A 22831-nucleotide genomic window follows, 5' to 3' on the forward strand; every position below is an offset into this window, starting at 1 on the left:
GACTACCGCAAATTGATAAATACATCGCAGAAACATTTCTATCTAAAGTAGTCCTGCCTCAAACACGTTGCGGATGACGTTTTCGCGTATCCACATTTTTCTAGCTCCAAAGTTTAATTTTAGAGTTGCTGCGTAACATCAGTGACTAATCCATATTGGATAAAGTGATCAAATAATCGGATAAATCAGATATTGTTATTTGATCTATCCATTTTAATTGTCTAAGTGTGATGTTTTATTGATTTTAAATAGATAGAATCATGTAAATATTAAAAAATTTGAGAAATGGTTTATGTAAGTGCTAAATAATTCCAAACGAAATTTATCTTTTGAGAGTAAATCATATTACTACGAACAATATAAATATCTTGGAAGAAACTATAACCATCCAGTATTTTTAATTTATTTTCATTGATTTCATCCTCAATAAGTAAACGAGGTAACCATGCTATACCTAAGCCTTGTAAAGCCAAAGCTTTTAAGTCACTGGCATTATCTGTTTCATATAAAGTTCGATAATTCAGTTTATTTTCTATCATTTTATCGACACATTTTCTCAGATAGGCTTGTCTACTATAGGCTAAAAGCGGGAAAGTTTGATTGAGTTCGTATTTAGGCAATTCATTTTTGTTGGCTGTCACGGGCACAATTTGCATATTTACAATTTTATGGTAGGTAAAAAGCGTAGCATCCAATTGTTGCAAAGTAAGTTGATCACAATAACAAATGAGAAAATCACAAGAACCATCTTTTAATAAACGTATGCCTTGTTGCAGATTTGCAGCAATAATTTCTAATTTTAGGTCATTATAGTCTGAATATAATTTTTGAATAAATTTGGGAAAAAACTGAGTGATGAGAGAGTGAGATACGGCAAATTTAATCGAAAGTTCATTGTCTTTAATATTTTTTTCTAAATACGTTATCGTTGTATTCATTTGGTTTTTAATACTTTTTGCTGTTGAGAGTAAGACTTGACCAGCATCTGTAAAATCAATATTTTTACTATAACGCTTTAAAATTTGAAATCCCAACGATGCTTCAATATTTTGTATTCTACGAGTAAACGCTGATTGCGTGACATGACGTATAGATGCTGCTCTAGAGATCGATTTTTCTTGATCCAATGCAAGAAGATCCTCAATCCAGCGAATTTCAAGCGTCATGTCTGATTACCAATAAATATTTAACTCATGAAAGTATAACAAGTGATATGCAAAAAATGCATACAGATATATTTTTTTACATTGGTCAAGTTTGGATTATTTCACCTAAGATAAATTCATCATCTTCGTAGAGCTACATTGCAAATGAACATTGAAATTAAAACGAGAACTGAAAAGGATTTATTGGGAAGCAAGGAAGTTCCATTTCATTGCTACTACGGTGTGCAAACATTAAGAGCGCTTGAGAATTTTAATCTAAGTGTGCATAAGTTAAGTGATTTTCCTATTTTTATTCAAGCGCTTGCTATGGTGAAATCCGCTTGTGTGGATGCTAATTTTAAATTAAATAAAATTGAAGAAAATAAATATAATGCGATTCAATATGCATGCCAGCAATTGATAAATGGTTCATACCATAGCCATTTTCCTATTGATATGATTCAGGGTGGGGCTGGAACTTCTACAAATATGAATGCCAATGAAGTTATTGCAAATATTGGATTAGAGTTTCTGGGGTATGCAAAAGGTGAATATCAACATCTACATCCTAATAACGATGTAAATATGTCTCAGTCAACCAATGATGTATATCCAAGTGCAATAAAAATAGGTTTATTATTTGCATTGGATCATCTGAATACTCCATTTCAAAAACTCATTGAAAGCTTAAGTAGCAAAGCTAACGAGTTCTCTGATATCTTGAAAATGGGGCGTACTCAGTTACAAGATGCAGTGCCGATGACATTAGGGCAAGAATTTAGTGCTTTTGCGCACACCTTACAAAATGATTTGCAAAAATTAAATCATATTATGCCTGATTCACTCAGTGTTATTAATTTAGGTGGAACAGCAATTGGTACGGGAATTAATACCGAAACTGAGTATCGTATAAAAGCAATTCAAGCTTTATCAGAAATTACAGGTAAAAATATTTCAAGTGCGCCTGATTTGATTGAGGCAACGACAGATATGGGTGACTTTGTACTTTTATCAAGTTTACTCAAACGTACTGCAACAAAGTTGTCTAAAATTTCTAATGATTTACGTTTGTTATCGAGTGGACCACGTACAGGTATAGGCGAGATCCAATTGGAACCACGCCAGCCTGGTAGTTCAATCATGCCAGGAAAAGTAAATCCAGTCATTCCTGAAGCAATGAATTTGGCGTGTTATCAAATTATTGCAAATGATTTAGCAATTACTTTGGCAGCAGAAGGTGGGCAACTACAGTTAAATGCATTTGAACCATTAATTGCGCTTAAATTATTTGAATCTATTGAGTTATTAGGCAAAGCGATGCAAATGTTAAATGAAAAATGCATCCAAAATATCCGTGCCAATGCAGCACATTGTCAGCATTTAGTAGAGAACTCCATTGGAATTGTGACTGTTTTAAACCCATATTTAGGTTACGAAACCACCACAAGAATTGCAAAGATGGCAAATGAATCAGGTGAGAGTGTTTTAGCTTTGATCAAAGCTGAAGGATTACTTTCAGATGAAATTTTGGCAAATGTACTTGCTGTCCATAATATGATTCAGCCAAAACAACACGCAGCTTAGTGTTTTAAGTTAAGGATAAAATCAATCTAATGCATAACTTACATAAGAAATTAAAGTTTTCATATCATGTATGAAACTTGATACTGATGTGGCGTGAATAAAAAAGGGAAATTATAATTTCCCTTTTTTTAATACTAAATCTTAGTTTTTCAATGCAGGTGTAGCAGCAGCGATTGCTGCAGCAACAGCGTCATCTTCAGTTTGAGCAGCACCTGAGTTTGCTTTCGGTGCAGGTGTTTCTGCACGTGCAGTTTCAACAGCTACAGGTTTTACTTCTGGCTTCGGTGCAGCAGGTTTTGGTGCCTCTGTACGTGTCGTTTCAGTTGCTTGAACAGGACGAGGCGCAGGCGTTTCTGCACGAGGAGCTGGTGCTGGAGCAGGTGCAGCAGTTACAGGCTGTTGTTGAGCTTGATGATTTGATGCTGTACTTGGTGTATCAGTTTGACTTGCTTGAGCAGGTTGTTGCTGATTATTCACTTGAGTTGGCTGCTGTTGAGTCTCATCTTGATCATGTTCAGCAGAATCAAGGTTTTCAAACTGAGCAGGTTGTTGTACAGGTTGCTGTGTTTGAGTTGTTTCTACTTTTTCAGGTTCATCATTTTTAGGCTCTTCTTTTTTCACACACGCTGTTAAAACAAGACCTGTAGCAATCAAACCACAAATTAAAAATTTTTTATTCATATTTACACAAAATATAGCTTCTAGGGAGTAAGGCTATTATAACAATAAAATTAGAGATAAAAATCATGTACTGTAATGTTAATTTTTTATTGGAAATGCTGATAGAATAGCCAATTGTTTATTGTTCTATGAATTGATGTGAATTGACTTTGCTTTCTTGGTACAAGGTAAAGTAAAATCGCACAACATTGTAGGCCAATTTAGGCTCCATTGTACGAGAAACTTAATGACCCATTTTATATTCGTCACTGGTGGTGTTGTATCATCACTAGGTAAAGGTATTTCAGCTGCTTCAGTTGCTGCACTTTTAGAAGCCCGTGGTTTAAAAGTGACCATGGTCAAAATGGATCCATACATTAATGTCGATCCTGGGACTATGAGCCCATTCCAACACGGTGAAGTTTTTGTTACAGAAGACGGAGCTGAAACGGACTTAGATTTGGGTTATTACGAGCGTTTCTTACGTCGTGCCAAAATGACCAAATTGAATAACTTTACTTCTGGTCGTGTTTATCAGGATGTTTTAAATAAAGAACGTCGTGGTGATTACTTAGGCGGTACAGTACAAGTTATTCCACATATTACGGACAATATTAAAGAACGTGTACTTCGTGCAGGCGAAGGCTATGACGTTGCCATCGTTGAAATCGGTGGTACGGTAGGTGACATTGAATCTCTCCCATTCATGGAATCTGTACGTCAGTTAATGGTTGAGCTTGGTCATAAACGTACAATGCTCATGCATTTAACTTTATTGCCATATATCAAGTCTGCTGCTGAGCTTAAAACTAAGCCAACACAACATTCTGTAAAAGAATTATTGTCTATTGGTATTCAACCTGACATTTTGATTTGTCGTACTGAGCATGATGTTGATGCAGACACAACTCGTAAAATCGCGTTATTTACTAACGTTGAAGCACGTGCAGTTGTGGTATGTAAAGATGCGCGTTCAATTTATCAAATTCCGCGTACATTCTATGAGCAAAATGTTGATGATTTAATCTGTGAACGTTTTGGTTATGACAATTTGCCAGAAGCGGATCTTTCAGATTGGGATCACGTTGTTGAAGCATTATTAAACCCAGAATATACAGTTCGTGTGGCGATGGTGGGTAAATATGTTGAATTGCCAGATGCTTATAAATCTGTCAATGAAGCACTTTTACATGCAGGTATTCAAAACCGCGTTAAAGTTCAAATTGATTATGTCAATGCTGAAGAGCTTGAAAGCCAAAATGTTGCTGAAGTATTGAAAGATGCAGATGCAATCCTTGTTCCAGGTGGTTTTGGTGAGCGCGGTACTGAAGGCAAAATGAAAGCGATTCAGTTTGCACGTGAAAACAAAGTACCATTCTTAGGTATTTGTTTGGGTATGCAATTGGCTGTGATCGAGTTTGCACGTCATGTTGCAGGTATGCCAGAAGCGACTTCAACAGAGTTTAACCGTTCAACTAAATTCCCATTGATTGGTTTAATTACTGAATGGTTAGATGAGCGTGGCGAAATTCAACATCGTAGTGCCGAGTCAAACTTAGGCGGTACAATGCGTTTAGGTGCACAAAAATCTGAATTGGTTGAAGGCACAAAAACACGTGAAGTTTATGCAAAAGCAGAAATCACAGAACGCCATCGTCATCGCTATGAAATGAATGATCGTTTTATTCCTGCTATTGAAGAAGCAGGTATGAAAATTTCTGGTTATTCTGCGGTACAACATCTTGTTGAAACTGTAGAAATTCCTGAACATCCTTGGTTTATTGCTGTACAATTCCACCCAGAATTTACAAGCTCACCACGTGATGGTCATCCATTATTTGCTAGCTTTATTGATGCTGCTAAACAACAGCACCAAAATAGTAAATAAGCATATAGCGACAACTAGGAAGTTTAAATGTCACAATTAAAAGCACAAGAAATTGTACGTTTAGGCGATATACAAATGGCAAATCATTTGCCATTTGTACTATTCGGCGGCATGAATGTACTTGAGTCTAAAGATTTAGCGTTTGAAATAGCAGAAACTTATGTTGATATCTGTAAACGCTTAGATATTCCATATGTATTTAAAGCAAGCTTTGATAAAGCGAATCGTTCAAGCCTACATTCATTCCGTGGTCCTGGTTTGGAAAAGGGCTTAGAGTGGCTAGCTGACATTAAAAAACATTTTAATGTTCCTATCATTACTGATGTACATGAACCTTATCAGGCTGCACCAGTCGCTGAAGTGGCTGATATTATTCAACTTCCAGCATTTTTAAGTCGTCAGACTGATCTGGTTGAAGCCATGGCAAAAACGCAAGCCATTATCAATATCAAAAAAGCCCAGTTTCTTGCACCACATGAAATGCGTCATATTTTGCATAAATGTTTGGAAGCAGGAAATGACAAATTAATTTTATGTGAGCGCGGTTCAGCATTTGGCTATAACAATTTAGTTGTAGACATGTTGGGCTTTGACACCATGAAAGAAATGAATGTCCCTGTGTTTTTTGATGTCACACATGCTTTGCAAACGCCGGGTGGACGTGCAGATTCTGCGGGTGGGCGTCGCGCACAAATTACCACACTTGCTCGTGCAGGTATGGCAACAGGTTTAGCAGGATTATTCTTAGAAGCACATCCTGATCCTGAACAGGCAAAATGTGATGGTCCTTGTGCATTACGTATGTCACAGCTTGAGCCATTCTTGGCACAATTAAAAGAATTGGATACTTTAGTAAAAGGATTCAAGAAGTTAGATACTCATTGATACCATTTTGGTATCTTTTATTCATTCAACTGAGGAATTATTCATGAGCCAAATCGTTGACATTCGTGCACGTGAAATCTTGGACTCTCGTGGTAACCCAACCATCGAAGCAGACGTAATTTTAGAATCTGGCGTTGTTGGTCGTGCATGTGCACCATCTGGTGCTTCAACTGGTTCTCGTGAAGCTTTAGAACTTCGTGATGGCGATAAAGCGCGTTATTTAGGTAAAGGCGTTAAAACAGCGGTTAATAATGTAAATACTTTAATCCGTGATGCTTTGGTTGGTAAGTCTGTATTTGAGCAAAAAGACATCGATAATACGATGATTGCGCTTGATGGTACTGAGAACAAAGAAAAATTAGGTGCAAATGCAACTTTAGCAGTATCGCTCGCTGCTGCACGTGCTGCTGCTGATGAAAAGAAAATTCCACTTTTCCAATACATCGCAGATTTACGTGGTCAAACAATTTTAACAATGCCTGTACCAATGATGAACATCATTAATGGTGGCTCACATGCAGATAATAACGTTGATATTCAAGAGTTTATGATTGAGCCTGTAGGTTTTATTTCATTCTCTGAAGCGCTTCGTGCGGGTGCTGAAATCTTCCATTCTTTAAAATCAGTATTAAACAAAAAAGGTTTAAACACTGCTGTTGGTGATGAAGGTGGTTTTGCACCGAACTTACGTTCAAACGAAGAAGCAATTACTGTAATTCTTGAAGCAATTGGTCAAACGGGTTATAAAGCGGGTTCTGATATCATGCTTGCGCTTGACTGTGCATCTTCAGAATTCTACAAAAATGGTCAGTATATTCTTGCAGGTGAAGGCAACAAAGCATTTACAAGCAACCAATTCTCTGACTATTTAGCAGGTCTTGTAAACCAATATCCAATTATCTCTATTGAAGATGGTTTGGATGAGTCTGATTGGGAAGGTTGGTCTTATTTGACTTCTATCCTTGGTGATAAAATCCAATTGGTTGGTGATGATTTATTCGTTACAAATCCTAAGATTTTACAACGTGGTATTAATGAGAAAGTAGGTAACTCTATTTTAATCAAATACAACCAAATTGGTACGTTGACTGAAACTTTAGATGCGATTTACCTTGCAAAAGACAATGGTTATACCACTGTTATCTCTCATCGTTCAGGTGAAACTGAAGATTCTACAATTGCGGATCTTGCAGTAGGTACAGCAGCAGGTCAAATCAAAACAGGTTCACTTTGCCGTTCTGACCGCGTAGCAAAATATAACCAATTGCTTCGTATTGAAGAATTAACGAAAGCGGCTTACCGTGGTAAGGCTGAATTCAAAGGTTTGAACTAAGCTAAAAAGGTTGTTGTTATTGAAGCATAGAATGGTTTTGTTGATGAAAATAAAGTCAATAGAGCAGAAAATGTGAAAATAGCAACAACCTTTTCAAGTTTTATACTGAAGCTTGAGAAAAAATTAGTCATACTCTGACTAGACAAAGATATTTTTAATTTGTTGTATACGTTAAAGTGTTTTCTTTGAAAGTAAACTACTGATTTTAAATATACTTTGTCGATAATTCATACTCTTGTCGATAGCCCTAAATATGTTAGAAGTCTTTAAGTCAACATCAAGTAAAGTTATTTTTATTATTGCACTGTTGATCGTTATTATATTGCAATACCGTTATTGGTTTGGTGATGGTGGATATTTTCCACATCAAGCATTATTGCAGCAAATTCAGCAACAGACTGAAGTAAATAATGAGCTAAAAGAACGTAATCGTATTTTGGCAGCAGAAGTATATGACTTAAAAAATGGTGCAGAAGCGATAGAAGAACATGCACGGCTTGATTTAGGTCTAATTAAACCACATGAAACTTTTGTACAAATGAGTACGATTAGTACCCATTACAAACCTATTTATATTGATCCAAATGCGCCAGTAGACGACAGAACCAATGAAGATGAAATCCCACCTGAACAACCGTAAGTTATGGGCAATTATTCCTGCGGCAGGCTCGGGAAGTCGTTTCTCCAAGACAGAACTTAAACAATATCAATTGATTCAAAATAAAACGGTCTTAGAACATACTGTAAATCGTTTAATGCAGTTGCCTCTTGCGGGGTGTGTGCTTGCAATAGGTGAACAAGATGATGTTGCTCAAACATTGGCATTTGAACAAAAAGATAAAATTCACTTTTGTTTAGGCGGTGCTGAACGTGTAGATTCAGTGCTGAATGCTTTACTTTATCTGACCGAAATTGCTGAACCAGAGGACGTCGTGTTGGTACATGATGCTGCCCGTCCATGTGTAACTTTGGATTGTCTGAATCAATTATTAAATGTTGTAAAACAGACTGAAAGCAGTGCAATTTTAGCAGTTCCAGTACGTGATACTTTAAAACGTGTTGCTAAAAACCATGAGATTGACAAAACTGTGAGTAGAGAGCAACTTTGGCAGGCACAAACGCCTCAAATGTCGACAATAGCTCAACTCAAACAAGCAATAGAACACGCATTAAAAAACCAATGTGTCATTACAGATGAAGCAAGTGCTTTAGAGTTTATTGGGCAAACCGTTCAAGTGGTTCAAGGGCGTTCAGACAATATAAAAATTACTTATCCAGATGATTTAGAATTGGCTCGTTTAATTTTAATGGCACAACAATAAAATTGAGCAAATTCATAAGAATTATAAAGGGAAAGATGTTTTCTTAGACTTTTCTCTTTATAATTTTGTTTCTTATTTTTTGTAGAAAATAAAATGCCACCCACCGAGCAATATCGCTTCTTACGACATTCCTTAAGGGATGGTCGCAGCTTCAATGAAACTATTTCAAAATGGGATAAATTACATTTAGACCCTTGGTTATTGGCATTTTTGCTTATCAATGCCGCACTGGGTTTATTAATGGTTTATAGCGCATCTGATCAGGATGTTGGGATGTTGGCACGTCAAGGTGTCAGTTTTATCGTCGGCTTTATTTTACTTTTTTTGTGTGCGCAAGTTCCACCTAAAGTTTATCAAGCGATTAGCCCATATTTTTATATCTTTGCCATTATTTTATTGGTTTTGGTTCTGTTGGTAGGAGATGTTCGACTTGGTGCAAAACGTTGGCTGACGATTCCTGGTATTGGGAGTATGCAACCCAGTGAGTTTACTAAGTTCGCAATGCCATTAATGATGGCTTGGTATTTTTCACGTCAACCTTTACCGCCTAAATTTCGTCATGTGATCGGTGCATTAATTTTAATGGTTGTGCCTTTTGGTTTGGCATTATTGCAACCTGATTTAGCCATAGGGATTGTGATTGGTGGCGTGTTTGCGCTGTTCTTAAGTGGTATGTCATGGACATTAATTATTGGTGCTATTGTAGCAGCGGCTATGGCTTTGCCTTTAGTTTGGATGTTTGTCTTACAAACCTATCAAAAGAAGCGCATATTAACCTTATTTGATCCAGAATCAGATGCTTTAGGTGCAGGTTGGAATATTATTCAATCTAAAATTGCTATTGGTTCAGGCGGCTTTACAGGTAAAGGCTATCTTGGTGGAACACAGTCGCAGTTGGGCTATTTGCCTGAGCATCATACTGACTTTATTATGTCAACTTATGCCGAAGAGTTTGGTTTTATTGGTGTTTTTTTACTATTTTTGTTGTACGCAGCAATTATTTTCCGTTGTATGATGATTAGCCTTGGCTGTTTTCATAATTATGGACGAATTTTAGCAGGTACGATTGGTTTATCATTATTTTTCTTTGTATTTGTAAACTCAGGTATGGTGAGCGGAATTTTGCCTGTCACAGGGGATCCATTACCATTAATGAGCTATGGCGGAACCGCTGTGATTGCATTATTAGCGAGTTTTGGTATTGTAATGTCGATTCATACCCATCGTTAAGCGCACAGAAAGGGATGTTTGATAAAATGTCCCTTTATTTTTATATATAAAAATCTAAAATTTAATCTCAGTAAAATACTTAAATAAATTCAATTTTATCATCAGGAACACAAAATATGATTCGCCCACTTTTACTTGCAACTACGATATTCTTGAGCACTTCAATGTTTAACTTTGTTTATGCTGATAAAGCAACAAACATCGAAATGAAACAACACAATACCCAAAAAGCTCATCAAGCTGATTTTGCGTTATTTGTTCGTTTGATGGAGCAAGTGGATATGCAAAAAATGACCACGATGATCGTAGAAGATGCTGAAACTGTAACAGTTGAACAAACAGCACAGGTCGCTGACGTGATTAAAAATTTACAAGCTTTGAGCCAATCTCTCGATCAAGCCAGTTTCGCAACACCTGAAGGTAAAAAAGTTCGAGCTGCTTTTATTGCTTATAATGATGATTCAATTTATTTGTTGAAAAATCAGAAGCAATGGGAAAATGACGAAAAACAGAAAGAAAAACTGATTAAACATTCTGAGCAGCTCAATCAAACTTTGGTTGAGTCTATACAAAAATTAAAAGTATTCGCAGAATAATAAAGTAAAAAATGATTTTAGATTATTTTCAACGCCAAGTTTTATATCCTTGTTATTATTGTCAACATCAGCATTTTAAACACGATATTTTAAGTTATGCAGATGGTCGTATGCTCTGTAAAGATTGTGCGAAACATATCATTGTGAGTCGTGAAAATTTACAAGTCGTAGCGCAATGGGTACTCAAGCAAATTGAAGACTTAGGTTTGAAATTTACACGGGGTCATACTTACGTTAGCTTAGTCAGTAAAGAAAAAATGATTTCTTTGGGTTTTGATCAAGCGGAAGGTTTGGCAACGAACATTATCGCTACTGATATGTTTTTTAAAAATAAACATTTAAATGCACAAATTTATGTGATTTATGGTATGCCCACAGCAAATTTAGTCTGGGTTTTGAGCCATGAAATTGGGCATGTATTGGTTTCACAGCATCAGTATCAATTTAACACTCAGGAAGCAGAAGAAGGTTTTTGCCAGTTAATTGCTTTATTGGTGAGCCAAAAATCACAAAACCCGTTAATGCCTAGGGTATTGTATAAAGAGTTTAATAATCCTGATCCAGTCTATGGCGATGAGTTGCGAAAAGCCTATGAAGCATATAAACAACAAGGCTTTTCCAATTATTTTCGGGCGTTTATTTAGGTTTTAAAGCGGTAAATAGGTATATACCAAGCCATACGAAACTGCGGCAATTAAGGTTGCCAATACAATTTTTTTAAATTTAAAATAAATACCAATAAGTACGATAAAACCAACAAACATCGCAAAGCTTTTATTTGGTGTTTCAATCAGGGCTGGCAAAGTTGCTACAATGAGCATAGAACTAATGGCAGAAATTCCAATACTTGCTAAAGCAATTTTAAGCCATGTTGCACCACGTTGTTGTTTATTTTGTTGGCTTTTTTGAATTAAAAAAAATGGACCGAAACGTGAGGCAAAATTTGCAATACCAACGACAATACCTACTAAAATAATTTCAAGATTCATTTGCTTCTCCTGAAGTGTTGGTAGGAATATCATCATGTTGTTTTAAAACGTAATGTTTGAAAATTCCTGCAAGTATTCCTGATAATATTCCAATGAAAATAGCTGCGGATAAATTGATGAAATAGCATGAAATAGCAGCAACAATCAAAGAAATACAGACAACAAAAGTATGCTTTTTCTCAAAAGCTGCCAATAAAAAACTTAAAAATAATGCAGGCAATAAAAAGTCGAGCGCAGCTTGTAAAAACTGAGGTAAATGCGCAACTTGGTCAGAGAATAACCCCCCTAAAAAAGAACCTAAAGCCCATGACAGCCAGCTAAATAAACTTAAGCCTAACATCCAAGACTCAGACCATTCTTGACGTCTTTGTGAAAGTTTAATCATACCCGCAGCAAAAACTTCGTCAGTTAAACCCCAAGACCAAATGGCTGTTTTTTTTAGATTTAAACGATCTTGAATGAGGTTTTGTAATGCAGGTCCATAAAGAATGTGGCGTATATCAAGTGCGATCACAGTCAGTGCTGTCATCCAAATTGAAGTTCCACTACCAAGTAATGCAACGACTAAAAATTGACTTGCACCTGCATACATAGAGCATGATAAAAACAAAGCTTCCCATGCTGTAAATCCAAACTGAGTTGCAGAGACACCAAAAGCAAAGGAAACGGGTAAATATGTAAAAATAATCGCTTGACTATCTTTAGCACCTTGCCAAAATCCAGCAGGCTTGACGATAGAGCTTGTGTGTTGAGACACGTAACACCTAATTGGGAGTAAAACAAAAGGTAAAATCAAGATTGTGTATTGTACTCGAATTTACTAGCATAGTGCTCAATTGTTTAATTTGGCGATTTACTATGTTGTTGGTGAAATTTCCTGCGTTGATGAAGTCAAACTTAATTATCATCAGTCTTCTTATTTTGCAAGGTTGTGGTCAATCATCTTCAGACGCTGAACCAAAAGCACCAATTCAGCCTGCACCAAAACTGACAAATGATGCAACTGTATATGCAAATGAAGCATGGAAATTAATAAATGAAGTTGAACCTTTTGTTTATCGTAAACAATTGAATTTAATAGAAGAAAAGGTTAGAAAACCAGTGCGTAAACTCAGTACGGATTGGCGTATTAATGTTAAAATGACAGATTCTGTGACAGAAGGAAAATATGCTTTATGTCGTAAATCTTTAACAAGTTTAGATAGCTTTGCTCGTGCAACTTTAGAAAGAGATCATAATTTAATACAGAAAAAAACAGACTATGAACGTGATAAGGCACAGTGTAAAGATGCAATTGATAATCCAAGTTTAGGAAATACCAAAGCAAATACTAATTTATTTTAAATAGATGAAAATTATTTTAATCTTTTATTTTTAGAACAAAAAAATAATGAATTGAGTCAAAAATGCACTGTAAAGTGCATTTTTAAATTGTAGAAAGAGTTTATTTTTTAAGCATTAAAACGGGATCTTCAATATCATAACCTGTTTCAAACGGAATGCCTCGATATTGTACTGTGATCAACATTTTATTTTGTTTAGGAATAATAAATTGCTGTTTAACTTTTAATTTGGAGTTATAGGCAACAGCTTTTTCTATATTACTTTGAAATGAAGGATTGGAAACACGATATGTATAGGTGGTTTGTGCTTGGGTTTGTTGAGCATCATACCATGTTGGGACTTGTTTTATATTTTTCTGAAGATAAGAAATATGATTTTCAACTTTTACAGACCTTAAAGGTTGTAAACGTTTTTGAATTTTATTGAGTTCTTGATTGAATTTAGTATCTTCTTGATCATAATCAATTTTTTTTGTTTTAGGGTTGATGTATAAAGAGTTGACCTGAATGATTTTATTGGGGTTTTTATTGTTTTTAAATTGATAATAATAGAGCTGTGGCAGTCGACCACGTCCATCCTCAAAATGTCGAAGTAAATAAACTTTTTGATCTTTGGCATCATAACCTAAAACTTCGATACTTTGTGGTCCACCAACTGTTGCAAAAACAGGTGTAGCGATACTTAAGCTCATATATAACAAAACGTTTTTAATATTTAACATTTTATGTTTCTCAAAGTTTGATCATATATATTTTGAGATCTAATCTTAGGGAAATGATAGAGATTCTGTATAGATATTTTGTCATTATTTTTATTTTGATCAGCTTTTAAAAATAAATGTGTATTTAGCGATTTTTCATTTGTATAAATAAAATAAAAGAGGAATATATCCTCTTTTATTTTTGTAAATGTTTAAATGAGATTAAAATTTTTCAGCAGAAGCTAGATTCCACATTCTAAAATAAAAATTTTCTTCGTCTTTATTTTCACAAGAAAGTAATTCACCATTTTTCATCCAAAAATGTAATTGAGCATAGTTTTTGATTTCACGGTCATTAATGCGCTGTGCTAAATGATGCGCTTTAATTTCTGATGGATGTTGTAGACCTGCTGCGGCGATCATTTCTGCAAGTGCTTTTAAGGTATTCTTTTGGAAATTGTAGACACGTTCAGCTTTAGTTGGAACATCTAGCGCTTTTTGACGTTCTTTATCTTGAGTCGCGACGCCAACAGGGCATTGGTTGGTATGACAGCTCTGCGCTTGAATACAACCCACCGCAAACATGAAACCACGAGCGGAGTTGACCCAGTCTGCACCCATCGCCATAGTACTGGCAATATCAAAAGCACTGATGATTTTGCCACTTGCACCAACCTTAACTTGGTCGCGTAGTCCCGCACCAACTAAGGTATTATGCACAAAAAGTAAACCTTCACGCAGTGGTGTACCCATATGATCAATCAGTTCAATGGGAGCTGCGCCAGTGCCACCTTCTGAGCCATCAACGACAATAAAATCGGGCACAATTTTAGTGGCTAACATGGCTTTGACAATACCCATAAATTGCCAAGGTTGTCCTATACATAGTTTAAAACCAACAGGTTTTCCACCAGATAATTCACGTAGTTTTTGAATGAAATGCATCATTTCGATAGGCGTGCTAAATGCAGAATGTGCAGCAGGTGATACACAATCTCGATCACGTGGAACGCCACGAATTTGAGCAATTTCTTCACTGATTTTATCTTTAGGTAAAATACCACCATGCCCAGGTTTAGCACCTTGTGAGAGTTTGATTTCAATCATTTTAATCGCAGGATTTGAAGCTTGTGATTGAAATTTTTCAGGATCAAATTTTCCATCTAAAGTTCGACAACCAAAATATCCACTGCCGAGTTCCCAGACAATATCTCCTCCATTTTCAAGGTGATAAGGGCTAAGACTACCTTCACCAGTGTCATGATAGAACTTGCCCAGTTGCGCGCCTTTATTGAGTGCCCGAATGGCATTGGCACTTAAGCTACCAAAACTCATGGCTGAAATATTCATAATCGAAGCGCTATAAGGTTGCGTACATTGTTGATTTCCAATCGCTATTCGGAAGCTATTATGGTCAGCTGGTACGCAAGGTGTTAATGAATGCGTCAGGAAGCGATAATCATCTTGGTATACATTGATAATAGAACCAAAGGGTTTATCCGCATTTTCATTTTTAGCGCGTTGATAGACCAAACTACGCTGCGAGCGTGAAAAAGGTAGCGCATCTTCATCAGATTCAATGAAATATTGACGAATTTCAGGACGGAAACTTTCAAAGACAAAACGAAAGTGCCCCATAATTGGATAGTTTTTTAAGATGGCATGTTTTGTTTGAATAATGTCATAAACACCAACCAAACTGAGTGCAATACTGATCACCCATGCGATATTAAGGACAGTGTCTGAAAAAAAATAGTAAATAAAATGTGATTCATGCAGGAAAATGACCCAAGTCAAATACACTGCGATAAATAAACAAAGAAACCAAACGGAATATCGTGAAAAAAATGTATTTAAAAACTTAGTTCTGATTGCTTGAGCAGGGCTTGCCATATGAATAGTTTGTCCAACTTAATATTTATAGTGCTAAGTTGCCAATTTTATAACGTTTTCTCAAGTGTTGAATTGTTAGAAATAAGAAAGATTCTATTTTAAATTTTAGAGATTTTACCATAATACAGATGAAGTCAAAGCATAGTGCAACACTTTGACTTCTTTGAAGATAGGGTTATTGTTCTGTTGGAACCAGCATTAAAATCGACTCATTTAACAGCATCACGATATCTTCTAAAATTTCGTCATCCGCCAAATCAAGATTGAGCTCAATACTTTGACCATCTGCAATTTGCTGTAAAAATGGTGTAAATGCTTCAGAAATACAGATACCTTCACCATTTGCCCAAAATAACACTTGTTCATCTTGATCTGAGTAAAGTAAGCGTGAAGCAGGTTCAAGTTGAATAAGATAACCTTGCTCAAGAACTTCTTCCAGATCACCTGTACCCAATGTTTCTGCTTCAGGAATATTTTCAGGATATTTGGATTCAGACATTAAACTCATAATGGCATCATCTAAAACCATCGAATTTTGTAATTGTTTAAAAATTTCTGCTTTTAAATAAGCCAGTTCATTTTCAGTGACTTCACCTGCACGTGAAACTTGGTCACGAATGATATCAATGAGTGGATTTTTTAAGGCAGTATCTTCAGAAAATTTATCACAAACCCGATCCATCATATCAGGTACATTTGGCATGCGGAAACCAAAGGAATAGGTCAGGCAGTCATCTTTAGCAACACCATAATGTGACAAACCTGGGGGTACATAGAGTAAATCGCCAGGCGCCAACACTTCATCAAAATGAACCTCCATTTCAGGGAGTAATTTTAAGGGCTGTCCTTCAATAAATGCTGAATCAGCATCACACATTTGCCCCAATTGCCAACGACGATGCCCGAAACCTTGCACTAAAAATACATCATAAAAATCAAAGTGCTGACCTACAGAACCACCTTTAGGTGCGTATGACACCATAATGTCATCACGTCGCCATTGTGGAATGAATGGAAATTTTTTCCAAAGCTCAGCCAAATCAAAAGAGTAATGGTCAATCGCCTGAACGAGTAAAGTCCAAAGCTTGGGCATTTTTTGGAAATCACCTTTGATGAGCGGTGAGTTTTTCACAGTCCATTGATTTGGATCTTTGTCTTTTTGTTTGATTAAACGTGCAGTGACATTTTCATCCAATGCCAGTTCCATGACATCATCAGGCACTAAAATCTCAGCAATTTCAGGAAGAGCATTACGCACTAATAATGGTTTTTTTTGCCAATATTCTGAGAGAAATTGTTCAGCGGTGATTCCGCCCAATACGTCTAATGGTTGTGACATGAAAATAGCCTAAGCAGATTTGGATCAATATTGGAGGTATTGTCTTATGAGATGTGATGAGGCGCAAGTGTTAGACCACAAATCTCCGAGTCAAATTACTCAGGCTGTTTTAAATGATGTGTAGTCGATCAGCGCTGTTTAAGAAAGCATGCTACTTGCGGCACTTTTAATTTGAGCAGTGTTTTAAAAAGTATACTGATTTTATTTTAAACTCTCATCAAATATGATGAAAATTTGAAAACCCAGTAAATTTTAAGAAAATACTATCCACTATTTTCTTAAAAATTTTAGCCAGCATACAATTTAGAACACCTCTTTTTATTCAAATGATCATTTGAGATTGAAACTTCAGGGAAGAGAAATCCCCAAAGTTCTTAAAATTTGACACAACTGAATCATTGGCATTCCCATGAGCGTGGTCTGATCCTGTCCAATCATTTGTTCAAATAACGAAATTCCTAAACTTTCACACTTAAAACTGCCTGCACAGTGTAATGGATTATCCAATTCAACATAACGTTGAATTTCATTTAAAGTTAAATTACGGAACTTGACATGATAATGTTCAACCAAAGTCTGTTCAAAACCAGAAGCCAAATGTTGCACACTCAATGCCGTGCTGAAATAAACATTTTTGCCTGAATTTTCTTGAAGTTGTTGAATGGCTTTTTCGACAGTTAAAGGTTTGCCAATAAAGTCTTGAGGTGCATGTTCACGCCAAGCCACCTGATCGGAACCGATCACAATGGCATGCGGATGATTTTGTGCAATAACTTGGGCTTTTTCAAATGCTAGACGTTGAGCTAAATCATCAGCATGCATTTCACCACGCGGAGATTCATCAATTTCAGGTGCGATACAACGATAATCGAGTCGCAAACGATTCATTAAATCTTGTCGTGTTTGACTCGATGATGCCAAAATAATGTCAGGTAAATTTGCGATTAAATTAGACATAATCCTTTAAACCGCATATTCCATTAACACATCTAAGGGAACATAAGAGAGTACTGCCTGATGACAAGCCTCTGCTTTTACACGTGGCGCTTGCCCATCTTGATAGGCTTGAACCCAACGTGTTACACAGATACACCAAAAATCACCTGGTTGTAAGCCAGGGAAACCATGCTCAGGAAGAGGGGTAATAAGATCATTTCCTGTACGTTGAGAATAACTTAGAAATTCAGACGTCATTTCCGCACAGACGGTATGCTGCCCCAAATCACTGGGCGCAGTATGACAAAAACCATTACGAAAATAACCTGTAATTGGAGAAAAACAACAACTTGCCAAAGGGTGACCAAAGACATTTAAACCGTTAATTTTTGGATCAGGATGAAAAGACATAAGCGTATAAAGATTTGAAGTTTGCTCTATAATAATCAAATCTCAACATTTCTACAGCTTTTCTACAAAAGTCGCTAACCTTTTTTGGTGTAATCATTTAGAATCAACGCGATTTTTTATATCTAAAAGAGAGCTATACATGAATTTTCAGCGTATGACTGACCTTGATTTAACGGGCAAACGTGTTCTGATTCGTGAAGATTTAAACGTTCCTGTGAAAAATGGTGTAATTACAAGTGATGCACGTTTACGTGCTGCATTACCAACCATCAAACTGGCACTTGAAAAAGGTGCAGCGGTCATGGTTTATTCTCACCTCGGTCGTCCTGTTGAAGGTGAAGCGAAAGCAGAACAATCATTGGCTCCTGTTGCGGCGTATTTGACGGAAGCTTTGGGTCAAGACGTAAAATTGATTACTGAATACTTAGATGGTGTTGAAGTTGCCGCAGGTCAAGTTGTCTTGCTTGAAAACTGCCGTTTCAACGTGGGTGAAAAGAAAAATAATCCTGATCTTGCTGCGAAATATGCAGCACTTTGCGATGTATTCGTGATGGACGCATTTGGTACAGCACACCGTGCAGAAGCATCAACTGAAGGTGTTGCACGTCTGGCAAAAGTTGCAGCCGCAGGTCCATTACTTGCAGCTGAGCTAGATGCTTTAGGTCGTGCATTACAAACACCTGAAAAACCAATGGTGGCAATTGTAGCAGGATCTAAAGTTTCGACCAAACTTGATGTTTTGACTTCACTTTCTGATATTTGTGATCAAATCATTGTGGGTGGTGGTATTGCCAATACTTTCCTTGCTGCTGCGGGCTTCAACGTTGGTAAATCATTATGTGAAAATGATTTAATCGATACTGCAAAAGCGATTGCTGCAAAAGTTTCTGTACCACTTCCTACAGACGTGGTTGTTGCAGATGCATCAGAAATCAATTTCGATGACTTCTTAGGTTCGCTTGCTGCGGCAAAAGCTGTGGTGAAAAAAGTTGAAGATGTAGCAGACAATGACATGATTTTGGATGTTGGTCCTGAAACAGCAAAGGCATTTGCGGATATCTTAAAAACATCAAAAACCATTCTTTGGAATGGTCCTGTGGGTGTATTTGAAGTGGATCAATTCGGTGAAGGTACTAAAACACTTTCATTGGCGATTGCTGAATCTGAAGGCTTCTCGATTGCAGGTGGTGGTGATACTTTGGCTGCGATTGATAAATATGAAGTTGCAGACAAAATTGGTTATATCTCGACTGGTGGTGGTGCATTCCTTGAGTTTGTGGAAGGTAAAACACTGCCTGCAGTTGCTGTTCTGCTTGAACGTGCATAATGTAAAGCATGCGCTTTGAAATTAAAAAAAGACCGACTTAGATCGGTCTTTTTTATGGGTTAAATAAAAAAAGAATATATCCAATGATCAATTGTACGACATCATTTGTCGTTTAAATGAGATGTTGTACTCGAAGATAAAAATAAATATGTTATTTATATTTCATGGACTTAATGATAATAAATAGGATGTTAAATATAAAATGGAACAGCTCAATCCCTCAGACTTAAAAGCAATTTTACATTCTAAACGTGCCAATCTTTACTACCTTGAACATTGTCGTGTCATGCAAAAAGATGGTCGAGTGCTGTATCTCACCGAAGCCAAAAATGAAAATCAATATTGGAATATTCCCATTGCCAATACGACAGTGATCATGCTCGGTACAGGTACATCAATCACGCAAGCTGCGATGCGGATGCTTGCAAGTGCAGGGGTGTTGGTCGGTTTTACAGGCGGTGGCGGAACGCCTTTATTCATGGGCTGTGAAATAGAATGGATGACGCCTCAGAGTGAGTATCGCCCAACGGAATATATGCAAGGATGGATGCAAAACGTCTTGAGGTCGCAAAACAGTTCCAATTGGCAAGAATTGAATTTATCAAAAAAGTTTGGTCTAAAGATCATGATTTAAAAGAATATGCTTTTCATAATGATGATTTGGATATTCAAACGGCACTCAATGGTTTTAGCAATAAAATTCCACAGATCACAAAAGTTGGTGACTTGCTCCTTGCTGAGGCTGCAACCACCAAACAACTTTATAAAATTGCTGCCACACGCACAGGTTTAAAAGATTTCAGTCGTAATCCTGAGCAGGGGGATTTAGCCAATGATTTCTTAAACCATGGTAACTACCTTGCTTATGGTCTCGCGGCAACGACTTTATGGGTTTTGGGGATTCCGCACGGATTCGCAGTGATGCACGGTAAAACCCGCCGTGGGGCTTTGGTGTTTGATATTGCCGATTTGATTAAGGATGCTGTGGTTTTGCCTTATGCCTTTATTTGTGCCAAAGAAGGGATGAAGGAGCAAGAGTTTAGACAACAGCTATTGCAGAAGTTTACTGAGCATAAGTGTTTGGATTGGATGTTTGATCAAGTTAAATTGCAAGTTTGTAAAAATCACGATGTAAATGGTGAAGCACTATGATAGTGACATTCATTTCCCAATGTGAAAAGAAAGCGATTCCTCGAACTCGCCGTGTTTTAGATGCATTTGCAGATCGTATTGGCGATTGCACTTGGCAAACCGTGATTACCGAAGATGGTTTGATTGCGGTGAAAAAGTTACTGCGTAAAACGGTAACCAAAAGTACAGCGGTCAGTTGTCATTGGATTCGGGGTAGGCGTCGAAGCGAGTTGCTTTGGGTGGTGGGAAATCGGAATAAGTTTAATTCTGAGGGAATTGTTCCTGTGAATAGTACACAAAAAGAAGTATTTATGGACGTGATGACAATGAAAGCAAAGAAAGATGAGTTTTATGCGAATACACATTTACAACCTTTGGCAGAACATAGTTTTGCAATAGGTTATTTAGCACAGCAACTGTTTAAAAATGTTGTTGATAATGATGAATCTGGAAAATTATCCAAAGTGGCTTTTTTAGCGGGATGTTTGCATGACATTGGAAAATTAGATCCACTTTTTCAAGAATGGGTTAAAAAGGGTAAGCAAAAAGATCCTGAGGAAGATGGTCAGCATATTGATGTAAAATTCACCTTTGATAAGCATCCTCGTCATAATGAAATTTCATTGATGCTGTTTAACTTCTTTGAAAAACAATGTAAAGGATTGAACAATAGACAAAAAGAAAGTTTACAGCATGTGGTTTATTGGCATCATGCGAAACCATACCGTTCTAATGATGAGTTTTCAGGTGTGCATAAAGCATATGATTTTTTGGTTAAGAATATTTCGAATGAACAATTTGAAAATATCATTAAACAAACAACATCGTTACTTAAGCGAATAAATTCTGTTGCTAAACATTATGAAGGTATTGATGTTGTTGAGAAAAATTTAAATTGGGAAATAGAATCTTTTGCGGATCAATTGGAAGATTTTAATTATATTTATAAAGGCAAGGAATTCCCTGAGTTTAAGCTATATAGCAATAACGATGAAACTTCTCAGCTCAGAAATAAAATAGATAACAATGCACAGCATAATTTATTACGTGCTTGCGTGATCAGTGCTGACCGAATTGTATCAAAGCAAACAGCGCAAGATTTAATGGATTATATTGCTGAAAAGCGTTTAGATGAACTATTAGAAGATCAAGAAATTTTATCAGATTTGCATATGCATTTAGAAAATGTATCGACGAAATTCCCTGACAGTGAACGAACACAACAACAAAATAAAGTAGCTCAAGCACTTGCTGATTTGCGTGATATTGCAGTACTTGCGGGTCCTGCGGGTTGTGGTAAAACCAAAATTGCTTTGGAGTGGGCAAAACTTAAAAATGCCAAGAAAATTATTTGGGTTTGTCCACGAGTTCAAGTCTGTCAGGGGATTTTTGAGGAACTCACAATAGATTATTTACCTGATGTAAAAGTAGAAATTTTGACAGGTGAATTTAAGTATATCCATGAAAATGGTAAAATCATAAATGAACCTAAACCGTTTTCAGGGGATGTGGTCGTTACGACGATTGATCAAATTTTAGGGTCTATTGTTACGCATACCAACGTAAACAGTTTATTGCTATTCATGGATGCACATGTGATATTTGATGAATACCATGAATATATTGGCATGGAAATTTTTAATATTTTATTTGCTGAATTAATTGCAAATAAAAATATGCGTAAGTCTTTTGAAAAAAATACATTATTGGTTTCGGCTACGCCACATTACTACTATTTAGAAAATATTCTAAATTTTAATATTGATGAAAAAAGCCATTATTGCCAAGTTAGGGGCATGGATTCATTTAATCAAAGCCAGTACCAAATTGAATTCATTGAATATGATGAATCTGTTATAGAAGATAATCCTTTTTATCAATCTTATTCGGATCAAACATTTATTATTTCAAATACGGCACAAACCGCACAGCTTGGTTTTATTTATCAGAAAGATCATGAAAATAGTGTATTATTCCACTCCAAATATAAGCGCAGTGATAAAAAGAAATGGTTTGAAGAAGTTTTTGAATCATTTAAAAAGAATGGAACATATCAATATGATGTTTTTAAGGAGCGGTCCAATTGTTCAGGCTTCTTTAAATATCACAAGTAAACAT

The 22831-nt window shown here is 36.4% G+C and carries 21 protein-coding genes and 1 pseudogene; 13 read left to right on the top strand and 9 right to left on the bottom strand.

Annotated features, from left to right (window positions below):
• Positions 1–290: 290 nt before the first annotated feature.
• Complete coding sequence (locus C9E89_RS18460) at positions 291–1166, bottom strand: LysR substrate-binding domain-containing protein (protein ID WP_107009777.1); 876 nt, start codon at positions 1164–1166, stop codon at positions 291–293.
• Positions 1167–1310: 144 nt separating this feature from the next.
• Here C9E89_RS18460 and C9E89_RS18465 point away from each other — a divergent pair, with 144 nt between their 5' ends.
• Entirely contained in the window at positions 1311–2729 is a 1419-nt protein-coding gene (locus C9E89_RS18465; RefSeq protein WP_107009778.1) for an aspartate ammonia-lyase, read from the top strand.
• 141 nt (positions 2730–2870) lie between these two features.
• On the opposite strand, the gene C9E89_RS18470 is transcribed toward C9E89_RS18465, so the two are convergent.
• A complete protein-coding gene (locus C9E89_RS18470) occupies positions 2871–3410 on the bottom strand; it encodes an internalin (protein WP_107009779.1) in 540 nt (179 codons plus the stop codon).
• A 226-nt stretch (positions 3411–3636) separates the two neighbouring features.
• Between C9E89_RS18470 and C9E89_RS18475 the strand changes: the two genes are divergently transcribed.
• From C9E89_RS18475 to C9E89_RS18510, 8 genes are all read left to right on the top strand, one after another.
• On the top strand, positions 3637–5277 hold the full coding sequence (locus tag C9E89_RS18475; RefSeq protein WP_107009780.1) for a CTP synthase: 1641 nt from the start codon (positions 3637–3639) through the stop codon (positions 5275–5277).
• Between the two features lie 27 nt (positions 5278–5304).
• Entirely contained in the window at positions 5305–6162 is an 858-nt protein-coding gene (gene kdsA, locus C9E89_RS18480) for a 3-deoxy-8-phosphooctulonate synthase (RefSeq protein ID WP_107009781.1), read from the top strand.
• Positions 6163–6205: 43 nt separating this feature from the next.
• Entirely contained in the window at positions 6206–7495 is a 1290-nt protein-coding gene (eno, locus tag C9E89_RS18485; RefSeq protein ID WP_107009782.1) for a phosphopyruvate hydratase, read from the top strand.
• Positions 7496–7748: 253 nt separating this feature from the next.
• Positions 7749–8135 carry a septum formation initiator family protein gene (locus C9E89_RS18490; protein ID WP_107009783.1) on the top strand — a complete coding sequence of 129 codons (387 nt, stop codon included), beginning with the start codon at positions 7749–7751 and terminating at the stop codon, positions 8133–8135.
• Positions 8104–8817, top strand: coding sequence for a 2-C-methyl-D-erythritol 4-phosphate cytidylyltransferase (gene ispD / locus C9E89_RS18495; protein WP_107009784.1), 714 nt, complete (start codon positions 8104–8106; stop codon positions 8815–8817). The genes C9E89_RS18490 and ispD overlap by 32 nt, the downstream gene beginning before the upstream one ends.
• 93 nt (positions 8818–8910) lie before the next feature.
• Entirely contained in the window at positions 8911–10047 is a 1137-nt protein-coding gene (rodA, locus tag C9E89_RS18500; protein ID WP_107009785.1) for a rod shape-determining protein RodA, read from the top strand.
• A 116-nt stretch (positions 10048–10163) separates the two neighbouring features.
• The gene (locus C9E89_RS18505) at positions 10164–10643 is read left to right on the top strand and encodes a hypothetical protein (protein ID WP_107009786.1); all 480 of its coding nucleotides are present in this window, start codon (positions 10164–10166) and stop codon (positions 10641–10643) included.
• 11 nt (positions 10644–10654) lie between these two features.
• On the top strand, positions 10655–11287 hold the full coding sequence (locus C9E89_RS18510) for a protein DA1 (protein ID WP_107009787.1): 633 nt from the start codon (positions 10655–10657) through the stop codon (positions 11285–11287).
• Between the two features lie 3 nt (positions 11288–11290).
• On the opposite strand, the gene ygaH is transcribed toward C9E89_RS18510, so the two are convergent.
• Both ygaH and C9E89_RS18520 read right to left on the bottom strand, forming a co-directional pair.
• Entirely contained in the window at positions 11291–11632 is a 342-nt protein-coding gene (gene ygaH / locus C9E89_RS18515; protein ID WP_107009788.1) for an L-valine transporter subunit YgaH, read from the bottom strand.
• Positions 11622–12368, bottom strand: a complete 747-nt coding sequence (locus C9E89_RS18520; protein ID WP_171405175.1) for an AzlC family ABC transporter permease — start codon at positions 12366–12368, stop codon at positions 11622–11624. The genes ygaH and C9E89_RS18520 overlap by 11 nt, the downstream gene beginning before the upstream one ends.
• Before the next feature lie 122 nt (positions 12369–12490).
• Here C9E89_RS18520 and C9E89_RS18525 point away from each other — a divergent pair, with 122 nt between their 5' ends.
• Complete coding sequence (locus C9E89_RS18525) at positions 12491–12976, top strand: hypothetical protein (RefSeq protein WP_107009790.1); 486 nt, start codon at positions 12491–12493, stop codon at positions 12974–12976.
• 100 nt (positions 12977–13076) lie between these two features.
• Here the strand turns inward: C9E89_RS18525 and C9E89_RS18530 are convergent, their stop codons facing one another.
• The 5 genes from C9E89_RS18530 to C9E89_RS18550 form a co-directional block, all read right to left on the bottom strand.
• On the bottom strand, positions 13077–13697 hold the full coding sequence (locus C9E89_RS18530; RefSeq protein WP_107009791.1) for an aminotransferase: 621 nt from the start codon (positions 13695–13697) through the stop codon (positions 13077–13079).
• 201 nt (positions 13698–13898) lie between these two features.
• A complete protein-coding gene (locus tag C9E89_RS18535; protein WP_107009792.1) occupies positions 13899–15569 on the bottom strand; it encodes an FMN-binding glutamate synthase family protein in 1671 nt (556 codons plus the stop codon).
• Positions 15570–15744: 175 nt separating this feature from the next.
• On the bottom strand, positions 15745–16908 hold the full coding sequence (locus C9E89_RS18540; RefSeq protein WP_107009793.1) for a ribosomal protein uL16 3-hydroxylase: 1164 nt from the start codon (positions 16906–16908) through the stop codon (positions 15745–15747).
• Between the two features lie 348 nt (positions 16909–17256).
• Complete coding sequence (locus tag C9E89_RS18545; RefSeq protein WP_107009794.1) at positions 17257–17865, bottom strand: Maf family protein; 609 nt, start codon at positions 17863–17865, stop codon at positions 17257–17259.
• A 6-nt stretch (positions 17866–17871) separates the two neighbouring features.
• Complete coding sequence (locus tag C9E89_RS18550; protein ID WP_107009795.1) at positions 17872–18255, bottom strand: DUF2237 family protein; 384 nt, start codon at positions 18253–18255, stop codon at positions 17872–17874.
• Between the two features lie 139 nt (positions 18256–18394).
• Here C9E89_RS18550 and C9E89_RS18555 point away from each other — a divergent pair, with 139 nt between their 5' ends.
• The 3 genes and pseudogenes from C9E89_RS18555 to C9E89_RS18565 all read left to right on the top strand — a co-directional run bounded on the left by C9E89_RS18555 (position 18395) and on the right by C9E89_RS18565 (position 22827).
• Positions 18395–19582 carry a phosphoglycerate kinase gene (locus C9E89_RS18555; RefSeq protein WP_107009796.1) on the top strand — a complete coding sequence of 396 codons (1188 nt, stop codon included), beginning with the start codon at positions 18395–18397 and terminating at the stop codon, positions 19580–19582.
• A 202-nt stretch (positions 19583–19784) separates the two neighbouring features.
• A pseudogene (gene cas1f, locus C9E89_RS18560) lies at positions 19785–20734 on the top strand (type I-F CRISPR-associated endonuclease Cas1f).
• Positions 20731–22827 (top strand): CRISPR-associated endonuclease Cas3'', encoded by a 2097-nt coding sequence (locus C9E89_RS18565; RefSeq protein ID WP_228199068.1) that lies wholly within the window; start codon positions 20731–20733, stop codon positions 22825–22827. Before cas1f ends, C9E89_RS18565 begins: the two are co-directional and overlap by 4 nt.
• Positions 22828–22831: the final 4 nt, after the last annotated feature.

The sequence above is a fragment of the Acinetobacter sichuanensis genome (assembly GCF_003024515.2).
Lineage (GTDB): Bacteria > Pseudomonadota > Gammaproteobacteria > Pseudomonadales > Moraxellaceae > Acinetobacter > Acinetobacter sichuanensis.